The organism is Antrihabitans stalactiti (assembly GCF_012932915.1).
Classification (GTDB): domain Bacteria; phylum Actinomycetota; class Actinomycetes; order Mycobacteriales; family Mycobacteriaceae; genus Antrihabitans; species Antrihabitans stalactiti.
Genome location: NZ_VCQU01000008.1, coordinates 274,486 through 292,361, shown reverse-complemented (window position 1 = coordinate 292,361; position 17,876 = coordinate 274,486). Strand labels below are relative to the sequence as shown.

General features: G+C 58.0%; 7 protein-coding genes. 5 read left to right on the top strand and 2 right to left on the bottom strand.

Annotated elements, in window-relative coordinates:
• The first annotated feature begins 13 nt into the window (after positions 1–13).
• The 5 genes from FGL95_RS22705 (at position 14) to FGL95_RS22685 (ending at position 14,409) form a co-directional block, all read left to right on the top strand.
• Positions 14–2,104, top strand: coding sequence for a UvrD-helicase domain-containing protein (locus FGL95_RS22705; RefSeq protein ID WP_169591048.1), 2,091 nt, complete (start codon positions 14–16; stop codon positions 2,102–2,104).
• Positions 2,105–2,125: 21 nt separating this feature from the next.
• Positions 2,126–4,390: a GmrSD restriction endonuclease domain-containing protein gene (locus FGL95_RS22700; protein WP_169591045.1), complete on the top strand. Its 2,265-nt coding sequence runs from the start codon at positions 2,126–2,128 to the stop codon at positions 4,388–4,390.
• Positions 4,391–4,958: 568 nt separating this feature from the next.
• Positions 4,959–6,989, top strand: coding sequence for a hypothetical protein (locus tag FGL95_RS22695; protein ID WP_169591043.1), 2,031 nt, complete (start codon positions 4,959–4,961; stop codon positions 6,987–6,989).
• 950 nt (positions 6,990–7,939) lie between these two features.
• On the top strand, positions 7,940–13,390 hold the full coding sequence (locus tag FGL95_RS22690; RefSeq protein WP_169591040.1) for a DEAD/DEAH box helicase: 5,451 nt from the start codon (positions 7,940–7,942) through the stop codon (positions 13,388–13,390).
• Positions 13,391–13,392: 2 nt separating this feature from the next.
• Positions 13,393–14,409, top strand: coding sequence for a PD-(D/E)XK nuclease family protein (locus tag FGL95_RS22685; protein WP_420838075.1), 1,017 nt, complete (start codon positions 13,393–13,395; stop codon positions 14,407–14,409).
• Between the two features lie 212 nt (positions 14,410–14,621).
• Here FGL95_RS22685 and FGL95_RS22680 read toward each other — a convergent pair whose 3' ends face one another.
• Together FGL95_RS22680 and FGL95_RS22675 are read right to left on the bottom strand one after the other, a co-directional pair.
• A complete protein-coding gene (locus FGL95_RS22680; protein ID WP_169591034.1) occupies positions 14,622–15,656 on the bottom strand; it encodes a DNA cytosine methyltransferase in 1,035 nt (344 codons plus the stop codon).
• A 529-nt stretch (positions 15,657–16,185) separates the two neighbouring features.
• Positions 16,186–17,835: a nuclease-related domain-containing DEAD/DEAH box helicase gene (locus tag FGL95_RS22675; RefSeq protein ID WP_169591031.1), complete on the bottom strand. Its 1,650-nt coding sequence runs from the start codon at positions 17,833–17,835 to the stop codon at positions 16,186–16,188.
• Positions 17,836–17,876 lie beyond the last annotated feature (41 nt).

Here is a 17,876-nt window from a genome sequence, read left to right as displayed (position 1 = left end):
CTGGGGGTGTGCGATGCCGAGTCTAGGAATCGACAGAGGATTCTTACTCGATTTTGGAACGCTCGAACGATCAGTTCAGCGGCGCGTTCAAGAAGTCTTCGCCGAGTTCGAGGCAAGCACGCATACCGGCCTTCACCTCGAACGGATCATCAACGCGCGTAGCGACCGATACAGATCAATACGAATCAATCAGTTTATGCGTGGAATTGTCATGGCTCCCGAGTCAGGCGACACCTACACCCTCCTCAAGGTCCTTCCGCACGACGATGCTTACGCGTGGGCTCAACGGCGAAGCGTTTCGGTGAACAGCGCAACTGGCGGTATCGAGATTCGTGATGAAGTCGCCATCGACGACACACTTCCGCAACTCGCGGCGTTTGCGCAGACTGCCGACTTACTGTTGTTCGAGGATGTCAACGACGCGGACATGAGACGCCTCGGCATCGACGAAAAGACGCTCGCCTTTGCTCGGGCGCTAACCAATACTTATCAGTTGGACGCTGCTAAGTCATTCCTGCCCGGGACGCAATGGGACGTATTATTCGGTCTCGCAGCAGGCCTCACGCCCGAGGAGGTGTGGGCTGACATGGGCGCTGCCATCTTGGACGAGCCGGTGGATACAACTGACTTGGACGCCGCCGTCCTCCGCAGCAAAGACCGAGTTGTGCTCGTCGACGGACCTGATGAACTGATGGCGGTCTTCGAGCACCCGTTCGCGACATGGAGGGTCTACCTCCACCCCACGCAGCAGGCGGTCGTCGACGCTAGCTACAAGGGCCCAGCGCGAGTAACCGGCGGCCCTGGGACGGGAAAGACGGTTGTTGCGCTGCACCGCGCTCACGTGCTGGCCAAGCGGGACGAAGGCCAGGTGCTGGTCACGACCTTCACGTCTACGCTTTCCGACACATTGAAGGCCGGTGTGAATCTCCTCGTCGACAGGCCCGAAGTTGCGTCGAGAATCGATGTGCAGAATGTTGATCGAGTCGCCCACAAAGTCTTTCGAGACGAACACGGCGCACCGAGGTTGCTGGACGGAGACAGCGAGAAGTCAGCCTGGCAAAGCATTGTCGTGAACCTTGCGGCGCCCTTCACAGCCGTTTTCCTAGCTGAAGAGTGGCGTCAGGTCGTGCTCGCGCAGCGTGTCGATAGCGCTGCCGGTTACCTCAGCGCCAAGCGAACCGGCCGCGGCCGGCGGTTAGGTTCGAGTCAGCGCGCGCAGGCATGGCAAGCCATGTGGGAATTCGAGCGAATGCTCGTGGAGACTGGCTCATGGACGCACGAGACCATACGCAGAGAAGCAACCAAGATCTTGGATGAGGCAACAGAGAAGCCGTATCGGCACATCGTCATTGACGAGGCGCAAGACCTGAGCCCCGATCAATGGCGGCTACTCCGCGCAGCCGTTCCGGAAGCCAATGACGACATCTTCATCGCTGGTGATACTCACCAGCGAATCTATGACAATCGCGTGAGTCTTCGCGACGTTGGAATTAAGGTGACTGGCCGATCGAACAAGCTCAACCTCAACTATCGGACGACCGCCGAGATCCTGGGCTGGAGCTTAGGTTTATTGCACGGCGAGCCCATAGACGATATGGAGGGTGGGCTCGACTCGATCGCCGGCTGCAAGTCACATCTGCACGGGACTGCGCCATCAACAAAAGGCTTCTCATCTCAGGATGGCGAAATCCGACACCTGGTTGAGTCAGTAAAAGCCTGGATCGATAAGGGAATCGCGCCCTCAGAGATAGGCATCGCGACCCGAGCGAAGTGGCTAGGCAATGCAATCCGCGACCAGTTCTCGGCACACGGCGTCGCGGCAGCTGATCTTGCCAAATCTTCCAGAAGCGACAACGCAGTTAGCGTGGGAACCATGCATCGCATGAAGGGCCTCGAGTTCCGATGCCTCGCTGTTGCAGGCGTTAACGCCAAACTAGTGCCAGCCGATAGTGCCGTGACGCCTTTGGAGGAGGACGAGCACACGCACCTTCAAGACCTTCAACGCGAGCGGTGTCTGTTATTCGTGGCATGCACACGCGCGCGCGAAGAATTGCTCGTCACATGGCACGGAACCCAGAGTCCATTTCTTACACCGGTCACTTAACAAGCCTACGAGAGAGTGCTCATGACCCGCCTTTCGACGTTGCTCGACGAAATCGACTCGGGCGTCGTACTTTTGCCCGAGTTCCAGCGCGGATACGTATGGAACCGGGACCAGGTGCGCGGACTCATGCGGTCGCTCTACCTCGGATACCCCGTCGGAGGCCTCCTCATGTGGGAGACAACCTCGGACGACATCACAGTCCGAGGGAAAGCGGCTGGCGCGGGAACGCGCCAGCTCCTACTTGATGGCCAACAACGCGTCACTTCGATGTATGGAGTCGTTCGCGGAACTCCCCCGCCGTTCTTCGAGGGCGATGCGAACGCCTTCACCGGGTTGTACTTCAACGTCGAGCGCCAGATCTTCGAGTTCTACGCACCAACGAAGATGACCGGCGACCCAACGTGGGTGAACGTCACCGAGCTGTTCAAGAAGGGTCCGTTCGACTACCTCACGTCCTTTCCCAACCTCGATCGGGATGCACTCAACACCTATCTCGGACGACTGAACCGAATCAAGGAAATCGAGAACCGAAACTTCAACCAGGAGAAGATCACCGGCGCGGGCAAGACGGTCGACGAGGTGGTCGATATCTTCAACAAAGTCAACTCCGGCGGTACCAAACTGTCCAAAGGCGACTTGGCCCTCGCAAATCTCTGTGCTCAGTGGCCGGACGCTCGCCAAGAGCTACGCGACAACCTGGACCGCTGGGACAAAGCAGGGTTCACATTCACTCTGGACTGGCTACTTCGCAATGCCACAGGCGTCGCGACCGGCCGAGCGTTGTTCTCATCGCTGAGCGAGGTCTCTGCGACCGAGTTCGAAAGTGCGATGGGCAAGTCCGTCAATTACATCGGCACGTTTCTCGACGCGGCATCCGGTCGCCTCGGGCTCGATCACAACCGGGTTTTGATGGGGCGATACGCGACACCCGTGATATCGAGGCTGCTGCATCTGAACGGTGGAGGGTTCAACGACAGTGCCCATCGCGACAAAGTCTTGTACTGGTACGTGCACTCGGCGCTTTGGGGTCGCTTCAGTGGCTCGACCGAAACGTATCTCCAACAGGACTACGAGGCAGTTGAACGCGGCGGGGTCGATGCCCTGATCGCAACCCTCGAACGTATCCGCGGCGGGCAACTGTCTATCGAGCCTGACGATTTCGCCGGTTCGACGCGAGGTTCTCGCTTCTATCCGCTTCTCTACTTGCTCACTCGAGTCGATGGCGCGCGGGACTTCGGCAGCGGTCTCGAACTGCGCGCCGAACTGCTCGGCAAGCTGACGTCGCTGCAAGTGCACCACATCTTCCCGAAGGCGCTCCTACGTAAACACAATGTCGACCGCAATGACATCAACGCGATTGCCAACTTCTGCTTCCTCACGCAAGACACAAACCTCAAGATTGGGATGCGTGACCCTGCCGACTACCTCGCTGAAGTGCAGAAGAAGCATCCAGGCATCCTCGAATCACAGTGGATTCCAACGGATCCTGACCTTTGGCGCGTTGATCGATATCTTGATTTTCTCGCTGCCCGACGGGAGCTACTTGCCGCGTCAGCGCAGTCGTTCCTGGATAGTCTGCGGGCCCAGTCGGCGCGGCCTGCGCGAGCCGACCTGCAGCCCTTACAGGTTGAACCCGAGGTAACCGACGATCCTCGCTCAGCCCAAATACGAGACATGATCAAAGAGCTCGAAGAGCGCGGCTACGCCACGCCTGTCGTCGATACAGAGATCGCAGATCCGGTCAGCGGTCGCGAACTTGCGATGGCTGAGGCATTTTGGCCAGACGGATTGCAACACGGCGTCGGCGATCCCGTTGTTCTCGAGCTCGACCCGGAGGAGGCAGACCTCCCGCGTTTGGAGGAACTCGGCTACAAGGTGTTTACGTCGGTCGATGCCCTGCTCGGCTTCGTAGAGAACGAAGGCGTCGCTGCCGCGGGTGAACCTGCCGAGGCCGAACCCGAGGCGTCTGTTGCGGCGGCCGCCGATGTGGAAGTGATCGCCGCGTTCGGGCGCCGAATGGTCGATGCATACAACCGCGCGAGAACCGAAGTCAATTACAACGCCACCTACTTCCGCAGCATGCTGGCCGAGCTCGGGCCGGTCTCCACGGCACGGAAATTACTTGCGTCACCTGCTGTTTCCGATGGTTTCGCCGCGTTGTGGGAGAGGGGGCGTGTCGACCTCACAGTCGAGGCCATTGTCGTGAGGCCCGAGTTTGCCTCCCTTTTCGACGAACACGAAGTCGAAATAGCGAATCGACGTCTCGACCAGTTCGGATACGTCTAACACACAACCGCCGGACATGGCTGAACAGTACCGAGGTGCATTTCTCGAACGCCGAGAAAGCCGGTACGTGCAGAAGAAGCCTGCTGGCGGAACGAAGCCTCCATTCGATACCGAGCTAGCCTAATCGTACGACTAGACCGAGAAGGTGTGGCGACATCGTGCTGTTCGTGGAGAATTACGCGATCAGCTACGCCGCAGGTCTCACCATAGGAAGTCGCGCGGATCCGCCGCGCGGGTAAGAGCTCCGCCACCATCGAAGAAGGCCCGCCCTCGTCCCTGAGCCACACAGGTGAGGAATTTCAGTGAGTATCAGCGGGGAATTTCAGCGAGCGTGATTACTTGCGCGCTGGCGTGCGGCCAAGCGAACGGCATGGCGTCTGTGCGTCATTTAGCGTGTCGAACATGTCCAGGCGCAAAGTGCTTTACCATCGGTGACGCCGGGGGGTCACGACTGAAGTCGGTCAGCAAAGCGGATAGCGAACGCTGCCCGTTGAGACTTATCGCTGGCAGCCAAAGTTGCATGACAACAATAGGTTACTAGGCTGTCGGAGCGCCGAAGGGGAACAGCATGACCGAGCTCTGGCATTACGATCGGTGGCAGGCCGAGCTCGCGTCTGTTTACCTGCGACCAACCAACTCGAAGGCTCCAATCATGCTCTTCGTGGACGATCAGGAGCTTCAGAGGGCCTTCGGAAAATCGCAACCGCAGCCTGTCATTTCACTCGCCCGGGCGGTCGCATCACAGCTCGATTGGAACAAACTCTACGACTTGTTCAGTTCCATCGAGCGACGCCAGGCGCGCTGGCGGCTCGGCGACCGGGCAAATCCGCCGCCAACACTGCCCGTGCTTGTTCTCAGCGTACTAGCGGCGTCGAGAATGGAGTGGGATCGAACCGCGACCGCAAGCGCTTATTATCCTCGTCTCCAAGCTATTTTCAGTTCAATCGGCCATAAGGTGGATCCGACACAATTATCGCATTCGTACGGCTCGCTCCCCGCTATGTGGGAGGAGCTCAGAGCTTGGATGGCGTCGCGCCCTAGCGAGTTCGGACCGCTAAAGATACAGAACCATCCGCACCTGAATAGGATCGGGTATTCGCTATCTCAGGCTGTCGTCCGCGGTGGTGACCGGGCCATGCTGACCTCGTTCTTTGAAGCAATCGATTTGGATCCGCAGGACGTTCCCCACGTGAAGCAACTACTCGATGCGTTGCGCCTTTGGTGCACGAGGAACAGGGGCTTCTCGTCGGCATTCGCCACGACCCTGGCGAGCGGGCTGGCGGCGGAGCTCATTGGCCCTATCCTTGGCAGCCTGGCTTCTACTTGGGATCGCACCGTCGTCGCATCCGGGGGCCGACATTGGCTCCCGTTTCGATTGGCAGTCGATCTCGAAGAAGGGGAAGCGTCATGGGTTGTGAAGATCCGTGCCGGGTTAGAAGGCGATTTACTCCGATTTCGCGACGGCACGAGTGTAAGTATCTCAAGACCTGAGTGGGGTTCCTTCTACGAAATCGACGGCGATCTGCCGTCGGTCGCGGAAATGCTAATGACGCGGTTCAGAGCAGACGGCGACAATGCGGTTGCGATGCATAAAGCGAAGTCGATCTATGTCCTAACCTTCGAGCCGTCTGAAGGCAAGTGGATCGAGACCACTGGCATCGAACCGTTTGAGGCGCATCTGCTCGTGGTGACCGGCGGGCTGTCTCACGACGTCGAGAATCTCCTTAACCAGACAGCCGATCACGGATGGAGGAAGGTACCTCAGCTCCCTTCGAATCCTTTGGTAGCCGGTGCAACGATCTTTCGGAACGTTTCATTTTCGAGTTCATCCGCGTTCGCTGTAGCGATGCGGCGCGTCGACCCATCGCTACGTGAACAAATCCGCCCAGACCGCGCGCCGATGCCCCGCCTCGCCAACGGGCTGAAGCTGGCAACCACGCTCTCCGATCACCAATACATTTGCGGAGGGGAGCCAGATCTTCTGCTTCCGCTCGGAGCGACTCCGCGCCGCGTGACGGCGTCGCTCGACGGAATAGAGCAGACCTTCATGACCAGCGACTTTCCGATTAGTTTGCGAGGCACGATCCCTCTCTCGCCTGGACGGCATGTACTGGTTGCAGATGGTCGTACGCTTGTGTTTCACACTTGCGAGCGGGTTTCAGCACTAGGAAGGCCAGCGAACGAGAAGGCAAAACATTTGCGTAAATGGACTGCCGAAATTTGCTTGGATACCCATCGACGCACCATCCCTCCTGTATTTTCTCGGGACACATCCACAGAAACCTGGGCAGTCAATTCTTTGGGTCACGCGATTGAGATAAAGGCATCTGCAGTAGCAACGTGGATGGAATCACGCGGTATTAGTCCGGCGTTCTTCGAGCCTCATATTGAACCACATACTGCCTGGATCGTTCGCAAGCGCGGTACGAACATTCGGATGATAGACATTGCCGCAACGCAAACTCCGCAGTTCCAAGATCTCAACCTAGTTTCGCGGAAGCTTTGGAATCTAATTGCGGATGAGTGCAAAAACACAACTGATCAAAAGCTACGATTTCATGTCGAGGCCTTTTTAAGGTGGAATACCAATGGACGCTGACGTGCTGCTGAACTGGATCAGTGAAGTCGAGCGAGGTTCACTGCGCAGACTGCGAGACCAGGTCTGCTGGTTCGCAGGATCCGGATCGGCGCCAGACCGAAGGCTCCGACAGGCCGTCGGGCGGTGGATTCGAGACAATGTGACGGTCGGACGTCTTGACGTGAACTGGGAAGTTGATACGTGGGAGGCCGCCGACCCGATCTTAACAACAATTCCGTCAGGTGATGGATATGCGGTTCTCGTCGGCGGCCGAACAATGAAACTTGATCGGTTGCTTGGAGACGCGGCAGACAGGAGCGACATTTTCAGACGAACTGTAAGTGCGGTACCCCGATCCGGCGACCTTGAGACGCCATCGTCAATCTTTATCGAGTACTTGTCCATCTATGACTTGGAAGCAGCATCCTCTATGCTGGACGTCCAGTTCATTCCCCAGGTGTATCAGCTACTAGCCGACCACCTGGCGCCTTTGAAACCAGGACCGCCTTGTCCACCTCCCGTTCGCAGCGGGGCACCGATTGAACGATGGAGCCCGGCAAAGCGAGCATTCTCGGTAGACGACCCGACGAGGACTGGAAGTGGCTTGTACCGGCAGGAAGTCAACGGCCGGGCGCTGTACTCTTTGCTTGTCGGGAACAAATGGTTCCGAACGAGCTATTCAGAAGGCGTTTATCTATCATCCACGGGGATGTCAATGGACTTTGTTAGATGGCGTCCCGAATCCAAAGTCGGCCGAGACTGGATTGGTCGGGTATACGTCGACAGTGGGGTACCGCTCCCCGACAGTCATCGAAGAGTATTGGGAATGTGCTCAGGACTCAGCCCATCAATAAGCGAGTATTCCGAGAATGCGATTTACGAGAACATTCCGCGTGATATTGCTGAAAAAGTCACTGAAAGCCTGGGTCATCGATTAAAAATCATGTCTGTCGCGAATTAAGAAGGGCGAGATGGCGAGCAAAATGCAACAACTGGATGCAATCGGAACGTTCGAGGCTCTCCGTGAGGCGTTCTTTCGCTACTATGATTCGCCTTTCGGGCTAGCGGACGAAAGATTGCAGAACGAGCGGCGCGACCTGTTCGACCGGCCCGGGGGAATCTACAGACGGCCTCTGATTGAGGTTCGTCCCCAGTACCAAATCGCCACTAGCAGTCTCGCCGAGTCCATTGCAACCGCTGGATTACCTGGCGAGTGTGCGAGCTTTCTAACGACGGGCCTCATTCCTCCGGGCCGCCCTTTATACACTCACCAGGAACAGTCTCTCATCCTTGGCTCCACGGTCGGCCGGAATGTAGTCATAACTGCGGGAACCGGATCGGGTAAGACGGAGTCGTTTCTGCTACCCATCATTGCGAGTTTAGTGGACGAATCAAGGTCGTGGACTGGGAGCGGAGCGCGGGGTGAGCGCCGTTGGTGGTCGATGACAGGTCGATCGTTCGAAGCTCAGCGGTCCGGAGAAACCGGGAGACGAGCTGCCGTCCGCGCGATGATTCTTTACCCGATGAACGCATTAGTTGATGATCAGCTCATCCGCCTGCGAAATGCCCTCGACAGCAATGAGGCGAGGCTATGGCTAGACGAGCATCGTCGCGGCCACCGGTTCTATTTCGGCCGATACACTGGCGCGACGCCGGTTACAGGCGCGCGCGACCAGAAACCGAACCTGGACAATCTGGCAAAATATATGCGGGAGACCGCGAAGCTCGCCGACCAGGCCGCAAAGTCGGCTGAAGAGAGCCATCGATACTTTGTTCCGCGCTTTGGGGGTGCCGAGCTGCCTTCGCGGTGGGACATGGAGGATTATCCACCCGACATTCTAATCACGAACTACTCGATGCTCAACGTGATGTTGCTCCGACAAAGGGACGCACATTTCTTCCGGAGCACTCGGGAATGGCTTTTCGAAAAACCTGAGAACAGATTTACTCTAGTGGTCGACGAGTTGCACTCATACCGCGGCACCGCCGGCACCGAGGTAGCACTGCTCATACGAAATCTAAAGCACAGGCTGGGAATAGCGGGCAAGCCGGAGAAACTGCGCGTCCTCGCCGCATCAGCATCTCTAGATGCTAGGAGAGACCGCGCTTATCTCGAACAATTCTTCGGGGTAGACGCCGCAAGTTTCGAGTTCCTCGAAGGTGACTTGAAGAATCCGTCCGATCCAAGGCAGCTCGACTTTGAGAGCGCTCCCGGAGTCGCGCTTGAGAATGCGTTCCGTTTTGACGCGAACCGTCAAATGCAGCGGACAACCGAGGCGAAATCCGAAGCAGAGTTGGCAGCAATCCTGTCTCCCCATAAAGTGCAGGCCGAGGGAATAGCTGATGTTCACCGTCTGCTTGCTCGCGCTGCATCGGAAGACGGCGACTGGCCTCGCATGCGCAGCCACCTCTTCTTCCGAAATGTTCCCGGCGTGTGGGCGTGCAGCGATTCGCGATGCGATCGCATACCTTCCGGATCGTACGAAGATCGTACTGTTGGAAAGCTGTTCGGCGAGCCACGAACTCGGTGTGAGTGTGGGGCGCGGGTCCTTGAATTGCTTTACTGTCAGAACTGCGGCGATGTGTTCCTCGGAGGCTTTACTGCCGAGGGGGTGACGCAGCAGAAGGAATTACGTGCCCAGCTTTTAGCGGATATCCCTGACCTAAGCAAGTTGCCTGACCAGGTCGGACAAGAGAGGACATCTAGTAACTACTTGATCTACTGGCCGCGGACCAAGAGACCCGAGGTGGAGGACGTCGGTTATACATGGACCGCACAAGGCGGAGATGTCGAGTTCTCGTTTCTTCCCTGCCGTCTTAATGCATCGACTGGCGAGCTAACGGCGGGACCAAAAAAGCAAACTGGTTGGACGTTTCGGATCAGCGTCAAGCGGCACAGGTCGGGCCCAAACGCCGGGGACTACAAAGTCGATCCGAGCCGCCTTCCTGGTTTGCCGACGAAATGCCCGAACTGTAGCGACGATCGGGAGGTCAAGTATTCGAAGCGGGGGGCTGTAGAATTGACCGACCCAATACGGCTGCGCTCGCCCATTCGGACGATGAGAACAGGTTTCGAAAAGATAAATCAGGTCCTGATCACAGAGCTCGCTCAGCAACTTCCGGAGCCAGAGAGAAGGCTGATTGTTTTCACCGACAGCAGGCAAGACGCGGCGAAACTATCCTCTGGAATCGGGCTTAGACACTACCAGGACTTACTTCGGATTCTTCTTCACGAGTCCTTAGGGGAATCGACAGACCGCCAGATTCTGATCGACGCGGCACGTAGACGATTCGTGGACGGCGAAAGATCATCCGAAACAGCAGATGCGGTGCGAGCACTTCGTGAAGTCGATAGAGACGCTCTCGACAAGCTGCGTGACCACTGGGAAGACGTCGAGACTTCCACTGACGAGGAGGTTGCATCGCTTGTCCGCCGGTTTACAGGCCCGGCAAGGCTATCGTCGCTTTCCTTGGCGGTGCGCGACCAGCTGTTGATCATGGGAATCAACCCGGGTGGTCCGAAGCCATCGCTGGCGGCCACGGAGCCTCCTCGAACGAAGACCCGCATCATCGCTCAAAAACCTACAAGGTGGCCAGCTCTATACGACTGGCGAACTGCGGGCCCTCCCCGTGCGAGGGCCCAACTCGGATCTCTTGAACAAAGCCTGCTCGGGGATATCGATCAGTCACTTCGAGAGGAAGTACTTGACGGACTGTTCTCGGGCGCTGGGAGGGATTTCGAGTCGCTAGGTTTGGGGTGGCTCGCGTTCGAGTTCGACACCCTGAGCGATGCAGTAGAGCCAGCCTCTGGTGTTGCACTTGCGCGCTCGAGTTTGCGGGTACTAGGTGATATGCGACGCTTCTTTGGTCTCCGCAATCCCGCAGTCAACCCACCAGCCAAACTGAAGAAGTTCTGGGAAGCCCTTGGACGAGAACACTCGCTGACATTTGAGGAAGTCCAGGAGCGGGTACTTCGACAATGGAGCAACGGGGTCCAGGAATTCTTGATTAACGATGAGTTGGCCGTTCTCCGCGCACCGTCGCCGGCATGGTGGATCTGCGAAAAATGCCGCCGCCCGCATCTGCATAGAGGGGCGGGCCTTTGCACCCGATGTGCCCGCCGATTGCCAGTCGATTCAGTTCCAGTTCAACTTGCGGATGAATACTACGGCTGGAAGGCAACGAACCACATCGGAAGATTTCGATTGTCTACCGCCGAGTTGACTGGTCAGACAGACCGTCTCGATGCGCAATCGCGCCAGGCGCGATTCCAGGGAGTGTTCCTGGACGAGGGACAGCATGAACTAGCGGACGCCGTCGACCTGCTTTCAGTTACGACGACAATGGAAGCGGGGGTAGACATTGGCTCGCTGGAGGCCGTCGTTCTCGGCAACATGCCCCCCAGTCGCTTTAACTATCAACAGCGTGTCGGACGTGCTGGGCGGCGGGATTCACCCGTCGCGATTGCCTTAACAGTCTGTCGCGGACGGAGTCACGACGAGTACTACTTCGATCGGCCACACCGGATCACCAACGACGCCACCCCGGCGCCATATCTGACGCTTGGCCAAGAATCGATCCTTCAGCGGGTCCTTAACGCTGAATCGCTGCGCATGGCATTCGCTGGGCTGTCAGACGAGTTGGCGAGCCTCGATGGTTACTCGGGTGTGGGCACTAACACTCATGGCCAATTTGGCGCAGCAGTTGAGTGGCCGACCGTCAGTGCTCTAGTTCAGACGTGGCTGTCGCAACACCGTGAAGCACTCGCGGACGTAACGCGCGCGCTAGCCGAGCGATCGGGCCTTGAGTCCAAGTGCGATGAGTTTGTCGATCGAAGCCAGAACGCGTTGGTGCGCGAGATCGACGAGGTGGTAACGAAACCCGGATCGGAGCACTTGAGCCAACGACTTGCCGAACACGGGCTACTCCCCATGTTCGGATTTCCATCTAAAGTGCGCTACCTATACCTAAAAAGGCCGACAGTTGCGTATCCATGGCCGCCGCGAAACATCATCGACCGAGATTCAGCTATGGCAGTTTCGCAGTTCTCCCCGACGAGCGAACTCGTGAAAGACGGATCGGTGCATCCGGTTGTCGGCATCGCAGCCTTCAAGCCAGCTGGTCCGCGGGTCGCTGAAGACGGCGATGCGCTTGGCGAACTACGTCCACTCGACGTCTGCCGAGTCTGCTCGTTCATGGCAGATCGGCCAGCTGATCGAGACGCTGAATCTGGACCATGTCCGCGCTGCGGTGCGGAACCAGGTTCGTTTCAGACAATTCCGATGTATGAGCCGCTCGGGTATCGCGCAGGTCGGAAGCGTGACTTCGACGGTAACTTTGCGTGGAGTTCCCGCGCGGCCGCTGCACGTGCCATGACGGACCTTGACCGCCTCGCTCGCGAACCGATCGGGGACGCAGTTGCGTATTCAGGTTCGGGCTACCGATTTGTATTGAACGATCGAGGCGGCAAGCTATTCGAATTTAGAAAAGACAACGGGTACTGGGGCGGATACGTTTCCGTCGACGCAGTCCGCCGTGGTGACATCAGCGACAGTTCACTCACCGGAGCTCCGAAACTCGTAGCGCTCGGCTCTGTTCAGCCAACCGATTTCATGTTTCTTGGGTCGGTTTCGCCTACCAACGCTGACACAGGAGTCCGGCTCAATCTACACGGGGCAGCTCGACAACCGTCAGGTTCCCCTGACCTATCTGAGGGACGCCGCGCCGCTTGGTATTCCCTGGCGTTCTTGCTTCGGACGGTGGCAGCCGCATACCTCGACCTGCAGCCGGCTGAACTGACTGCAGGAATATATTCGGGACTCGAGAACGGAGAGCCGTCGTTGTTCGCCTTCATCGCGGATACGCTTGAGAACGGTGCCGGTTTCAGCAGCCATCTAGGATCCTCGATTGAGCTACCCAAGTTTCTCGACAAGGTCGAACAATATCTGGAAGAGCTCGGACAGGCAGAGCACTCATCTATATGTAACTCGTCCTGCTACAGATGCTTGCGTGACTACGGAAATATGGCCTACCACGCGCTCCTCGATTGGAGGCTTGCGGCAGATTTGTTTGGATGTCTGCGCGGACGACCGTTACCTGACCGCCTATCCGAGGAGCGCGCAGTGCTCGGCGTGTGGGCCGAGGGTTACGGAGCCGAGGTCGTCGCGTCATTTGACGTTCCGGTGGCATTGGCAGTTCTTGAGACGAACGTTTACGGACGCGAGGCCGTGATCGTCAGACACCCTCTAGAGGCCGCCGAGCATGGCGAGAATGCCTTAATCTCTCCACGGATGGCAACTGCCTTCGCAGCCGCTGAGGAGCTTCTCGGCGCGAGTTGCCCAATCTATGCGGTTGATAGCTTCGTGCTTGACCGTGATCCTGCCGCCGTACGTAAACTTGCAGAGAAGGCCGACCGGAGCTGATCATGGTCGACACTCGGCCGGGCTGGCTAACACCCACCTCTGCGGTCGCGTTGTTAGAGTGCCAAGCTCGCGCGCCGACATGGGGGCCGCCTTCGCTCCCCCCTGCCTCGATGTCGGCTGACTCGGGTTCGATCGCGCACGCCGCGCTCAAGCTGTGGATCGAATCTGGGGAATGGCGAAACGATGTAAGCGGCGACGGCCTTGTTGATCGCTTCCTTGTGAATGTTGCGCAGGCGGGCGCCGATGTGGCGCGCTTGCGCGCCGGTCGATTGACACAGATGAGACTTCAACGGCGCGCACGTGGTTTGGCCACCCTTTTCGCATCCGCCTCGGGTACAGCGATCTTTCGTTGCGAGTCGATTCTGCAAGACTCAAAGCTTTTCGTCTGGGGCCGTCCGGATGTTGTCGTCATCGACCGACATCGCACGCAGCTAGTGGACCTCAAAACAGGTGAACATGTTCGGAACGATCTTCAGGCTGATCTTGGGATCCGATTCCGTATGTTGCTGTACGCCCATTTGGTACGCATAACCTACGGCGTTCTTCCCGCTGTCGCTGACGTGTTTAGCCTGAAAGACGGCCTTTCCACTTTCCGTGTCGATTCCAACGAAGTAGATGAAGCCGTGCAACGCGTAGTTCGGGTTCGTTCGGCGTGGATGGCCGGCGCTCGACCAGCAACACCATCTCCCCGGACTTGCAGCGGCTGCAGAATCCGCCCAATTTGTGATCCCAGTTGGCAAGCCCTCCGATTGTGGAAACGCCGAGATGCTGTTGAAGGAACCGTGGAACGAATGGTTAAGGCAGAGAACGAATCGTCTGCCGTCCTTCTGAACACTTGGGAGGGTACGTCCTGGGTCACCCGACTGCCACCGCACGTTCAGTCAGAGGTCGGCGATTATGTTCGCGTTGTTGGCCTCCGACCTGTTGAAACTCGCCAGTCTGAGGCGCGAACTCCAACAAACTACATTGCCACCGACTATGCGGTGGTGCATTCGGTCGGTCGATTCGATCATTTCTGAGCTTCCCGGATTCTCACTGTGTCGTTGCCAGATGTTGGCGCTCACCGGAGGTATTGCCATCTTTCATGATTTGATGAGAGAGAGCCCAAATCTGCTCCCCATCCTAGTTCGACCATACCGATGTAATAGTGCGCTCGAGAAATAATTGCACTTTGTCACACGATTGCCAGCAGCACGCGACATTGTCGTTGCCTACGCGGTCGTAGTGCGCGTCAGGCGGTCAGTCGGCGTTCACCTGAGCCCGCCTTGAATCTTGCTGCGCTCATCGCCGTCGCGATTGCGTCGGCCAGAGCTCGCGCCAACGGAGGCGGAACGGCGTTTGACACCTGTTCGACTTGCGCGGAAAGCGTTCCCTCGAGTACGAACTCGGACGGAAAACCCTGAAGCAACATTGCCTCATAAATGCTCAGACGACGTCGCCCGTCGGGGTGCACATGAATCTCTCGATGACCATATGCAACCGTTGGGCTCGGTTTGTCCCACTCTAAGCGCCGAAAGCATCTACTAGGCCTCCGTTCGTGCTCCTGCTCAGAAAATCGTCTCGACAGCGGACGCATCGTCCAGTGGTTCTCATGATGGGGTATATCGGTTGCGAGAAGCCCCCGGGAGTAAAACGTCGGCGCCGGGAGAGCACCGATGACCGATCGGACTGTCATATCTTTTCCGATAACGGGGATGGGAAGAAATGCAGCAGCGGTCAGTTGATCGCTGAAACCCGAAATTATGATGCGGTTTCGCGTCTGCGGCACCCCATAATCCAGGGCAGAGAACTTCTCCGCCTTCGCAGCAAAGCCGATCTGTTCAAACTTGGACAAAATTCCCTCAAAAACGGTGGAGTGTTTCGCGTCTCGAATACCCAATACATTCTCAAAGAGAACGAATTGGACATCGTAGCGAGCCTGCAATGCCTCAACAATTTCCAGATATAGGAGGGGCAATTCGTTTCGCGGGTCGTTTGCAACCGAGGCCGTGTTGGCCCGAGAGAATCCCTGGCATGGTGGACCGCCGATAACGCCGATCCGCTCGCCCGGAATGAGCAGATCCTTGAGATGATCCAGAACACCTGTCGGCCCTAGCTGCGCGAGGTCGGCCATAATCGAGGCAGTGGTCGGAAAGTTTCGTTTATGCGTTTTTACAGCCGCACTAGAATTGTCCACCGCGAGAACTATCGGGTAGCCCGTATCATAGAACCCTAGATCGAGGCCACCGGCGCCGGAGAACAAGCTCACGATCTTCGGTAAGGCCATCAACGGTGTCCCATCTGGATGTCTGCGATCGGAAGGGCTTTGAGGACTCGCGAGTTACTCTTTGTCGACCCGTCTATGCGGTGGCCCCAGGCCCTCACTCTAGCCACACTCGGCGACATCGTTCGGTATCGACAGACCCACATTGTCAAGAGTCGAGGGCGACGGTGCATACCGCATCTTGCCATTGCCCGTGGAACCTTGACAGCGCACCGAAGCGCAGTGTGTTCGGGCATACTTGACGACGAACGGCAGAAACCTGTGTGCTCGTCCGCGAATGCTTCACATAGCGCCCGCGAGTTGTACGCGTCAAGCGTCTCCGCCGCGACCCGGAGCACGAGGGCGTTCGGCCTGGACGCCGAAGCCGGGCGAACTCCGGATTCGATCCACGAGTGTCTGTGGCGCCACGAACGGGGCGGTCAATTCCGGTGGGTTGCCGGTGTGAAGGCGGACGCGGGCTATGACCCGTCGTCACACATTCAGCTGCGGTTTCGCCTACGAACCGAAAGCCCCGAATCGACAATCCCGCAGGCTATAGCCCGAGCTTCGAGGCCAGCTCATGGCCGCCGACGTCCCGAACAAACGCTGGGTCTCCGCAGACAACGAGTTGGTCTCGCGCCCGCGACAGACCGACATAGAGGCGCTCGCGAGATCGCACGTGAATAGTCGTCTCGTTGACCGCAACAACAACGGCACGGCGCTCCAACCCTTTGAATCCAAGCACGTGGCCGTAGAACACCTGCTCGTTGTCCCAGAAGCTCGCCCAGTAGGACTCGTGGCCTTCGGTTTGACGCGAAACCTGTTCGGGATGCCGGCTTCCCGTCGTGAGCAACGCGATGTCCTCTGGCCGCCAGCCGACATCCATCAGCTTGTCGATCTGATCGTCGGCAGCATCGAGAGCGTCCGTAGCGGCAGACGGAACGAATGTGACGTCTGGACCTTCGCCACCAAGCAGCCGCATACGTTGCCCTACAAGCGGAGTGAACGCATCGGCAATCTGTCGAGTGTTTCGAATGTTGTGGTCTAACACCAAGGGCACGAGTTGAACTGGCGGCGAACCCTGCCGGTCGAAAACGCGTTGGCCCTCGTCGCTAAATAGGTAGATCCCACCGATCTCGTGATCTCTGAGCGACGCCAAAATTGGTTCCCACCAGGAGTCCGCGAAATCTTGAGCCTCGTCGATAACAACCGCGTCGAAACGGTTCTTGACATCCAAAGTGGCGGCCAGCTCGGCCATCTGAAGCGGTAGGTCGTGCTCCCAAAACCGCACTGTGTCGGAATTTCGCACAGACTCGTCTGGCCCGACCGGCGCACCCCACTGGAGTCCGAGTGCGTGAAATTCGCCGACGTACGCTGGCCGCTCCCTTCTCGACCAGCCATCCGTCAAACGTTCGAGATAGGACGCAAGTCCGTGCGAATAGCAAATGAGCGCAACACGATTGCCTGCGCGAGAGAGTCGCCGCGCTTGCTCGAGCGCAAGTAACGTCTTCCCACTCCCCGCACCGCCCCGTACCTCCACGCGGTTCAATAACTTCGTCGCATCGAGGATCGTTGCTTGATTCGCCGTCAAGATATCCACAGCATCTTCGTTGGCGATTGCCCGCGAAACAACGTCGCGTTGAGGTAGCCCTCGCCCACTCAGCGCGGTCTCCAATTGCTCTATCCCCACCCACCCCAGGAGCGGCCGATTCAGCTTCTGCTGCTTCAGAACGTCGCCCAGCAAGGACACGAGTTGCCCAAGCTGAGTGCGGTCGACGACCTTCCATCGAGGACAGTCAGGCAGGGCGAAGTCCGGTGAGAGTTCAGTATTCGGCAAAACAACGACGTGATCCCATCGCACGCGTCCTTTTTTCCAACGCGGGTCGGACTCGACGAAACTCCGCAGCGCGTAACACGCGTCGCGCGCCTGTCGGACGGGGTCGATGTCAACTTCGCGCCCGCCACGGAATTGGCGCCAGCTCCTGCCGTCGTGCCAAACCTCACCGCCCTTGACCTCGATGCAGACAATGCCGGCACCTTCGATCGCGACCACGAAGTCGGCCTCGTGATCCTTCAAATGGTCGGTGACCCGCTGGCCAGCAGCGACGAAGTCATCGTCGCCGAGCTGATCGACGAGCGCGCGCCACACCTGCTTCTCCGCGCCATTCGCGAAACGCGGATTGGCCGGTTGCGTTGCAGGCATCAGTGTCCTTCTCCGCTAACAATCCCTTGCCTATCAATTGG

What these genes read in the sequence shown, in the direction of transcription:
- FGL95_RS22705 (WP_169591048.1), top strand. Translation starts at nt 14, where the DNA reads ATGCCGAGTCTAGGAATCGACAGAGGATTCTTACTCGATTTTGGAACG.
- FGL95_RS22700 (WP_169591045.1), top strand. Translation starts at nt 2,126, where the DNA reads ATGACCCGCCTTTCGACGTTGCTCGACGAAATCGACTCGGGCGTCGTA.
- FGL95_RS22695 (WP_169591043.1), top strand. Translation starts at nt 4,959, where the DNA reads ATGACCGAGCTCTGGCATTACGATCGGTGGCAGGCCGAGCTCGCGTCT.
- FGL95_RS22690 (WP_169591040.1), top strand. Translation starts at nt 7,940, where the DNA reads ATGGCGAGCAAAATGCAACAACTGGATGCAATCGGAACGTTCGAGGCT.
- FGL95_RS22685 (WP_420838075.1), top strand. Translation starts at nt 13,393, where the DNA reads ATGGTCGACACTCGGCCGGGCTGGCTAACACCCACCTCTGCGGTCGCG.
- FGL95_RS22680 (WP_169591034.1), bottom strand. Translation starts at nt 15,656, where the DNA reads ATGGCCTTACCGAAGATCGTGAGCTTGTTCTCCGGCGCCGGTGGCCTC.
- FGL95_RS22675 (WP_169591031.1), bottom strand. Translation starts at nt 17,835, where the DNA reads ATGCCTGCAACGCAACCGGCCAATCCGCGTTTCGCGAATGGCGCGGAG.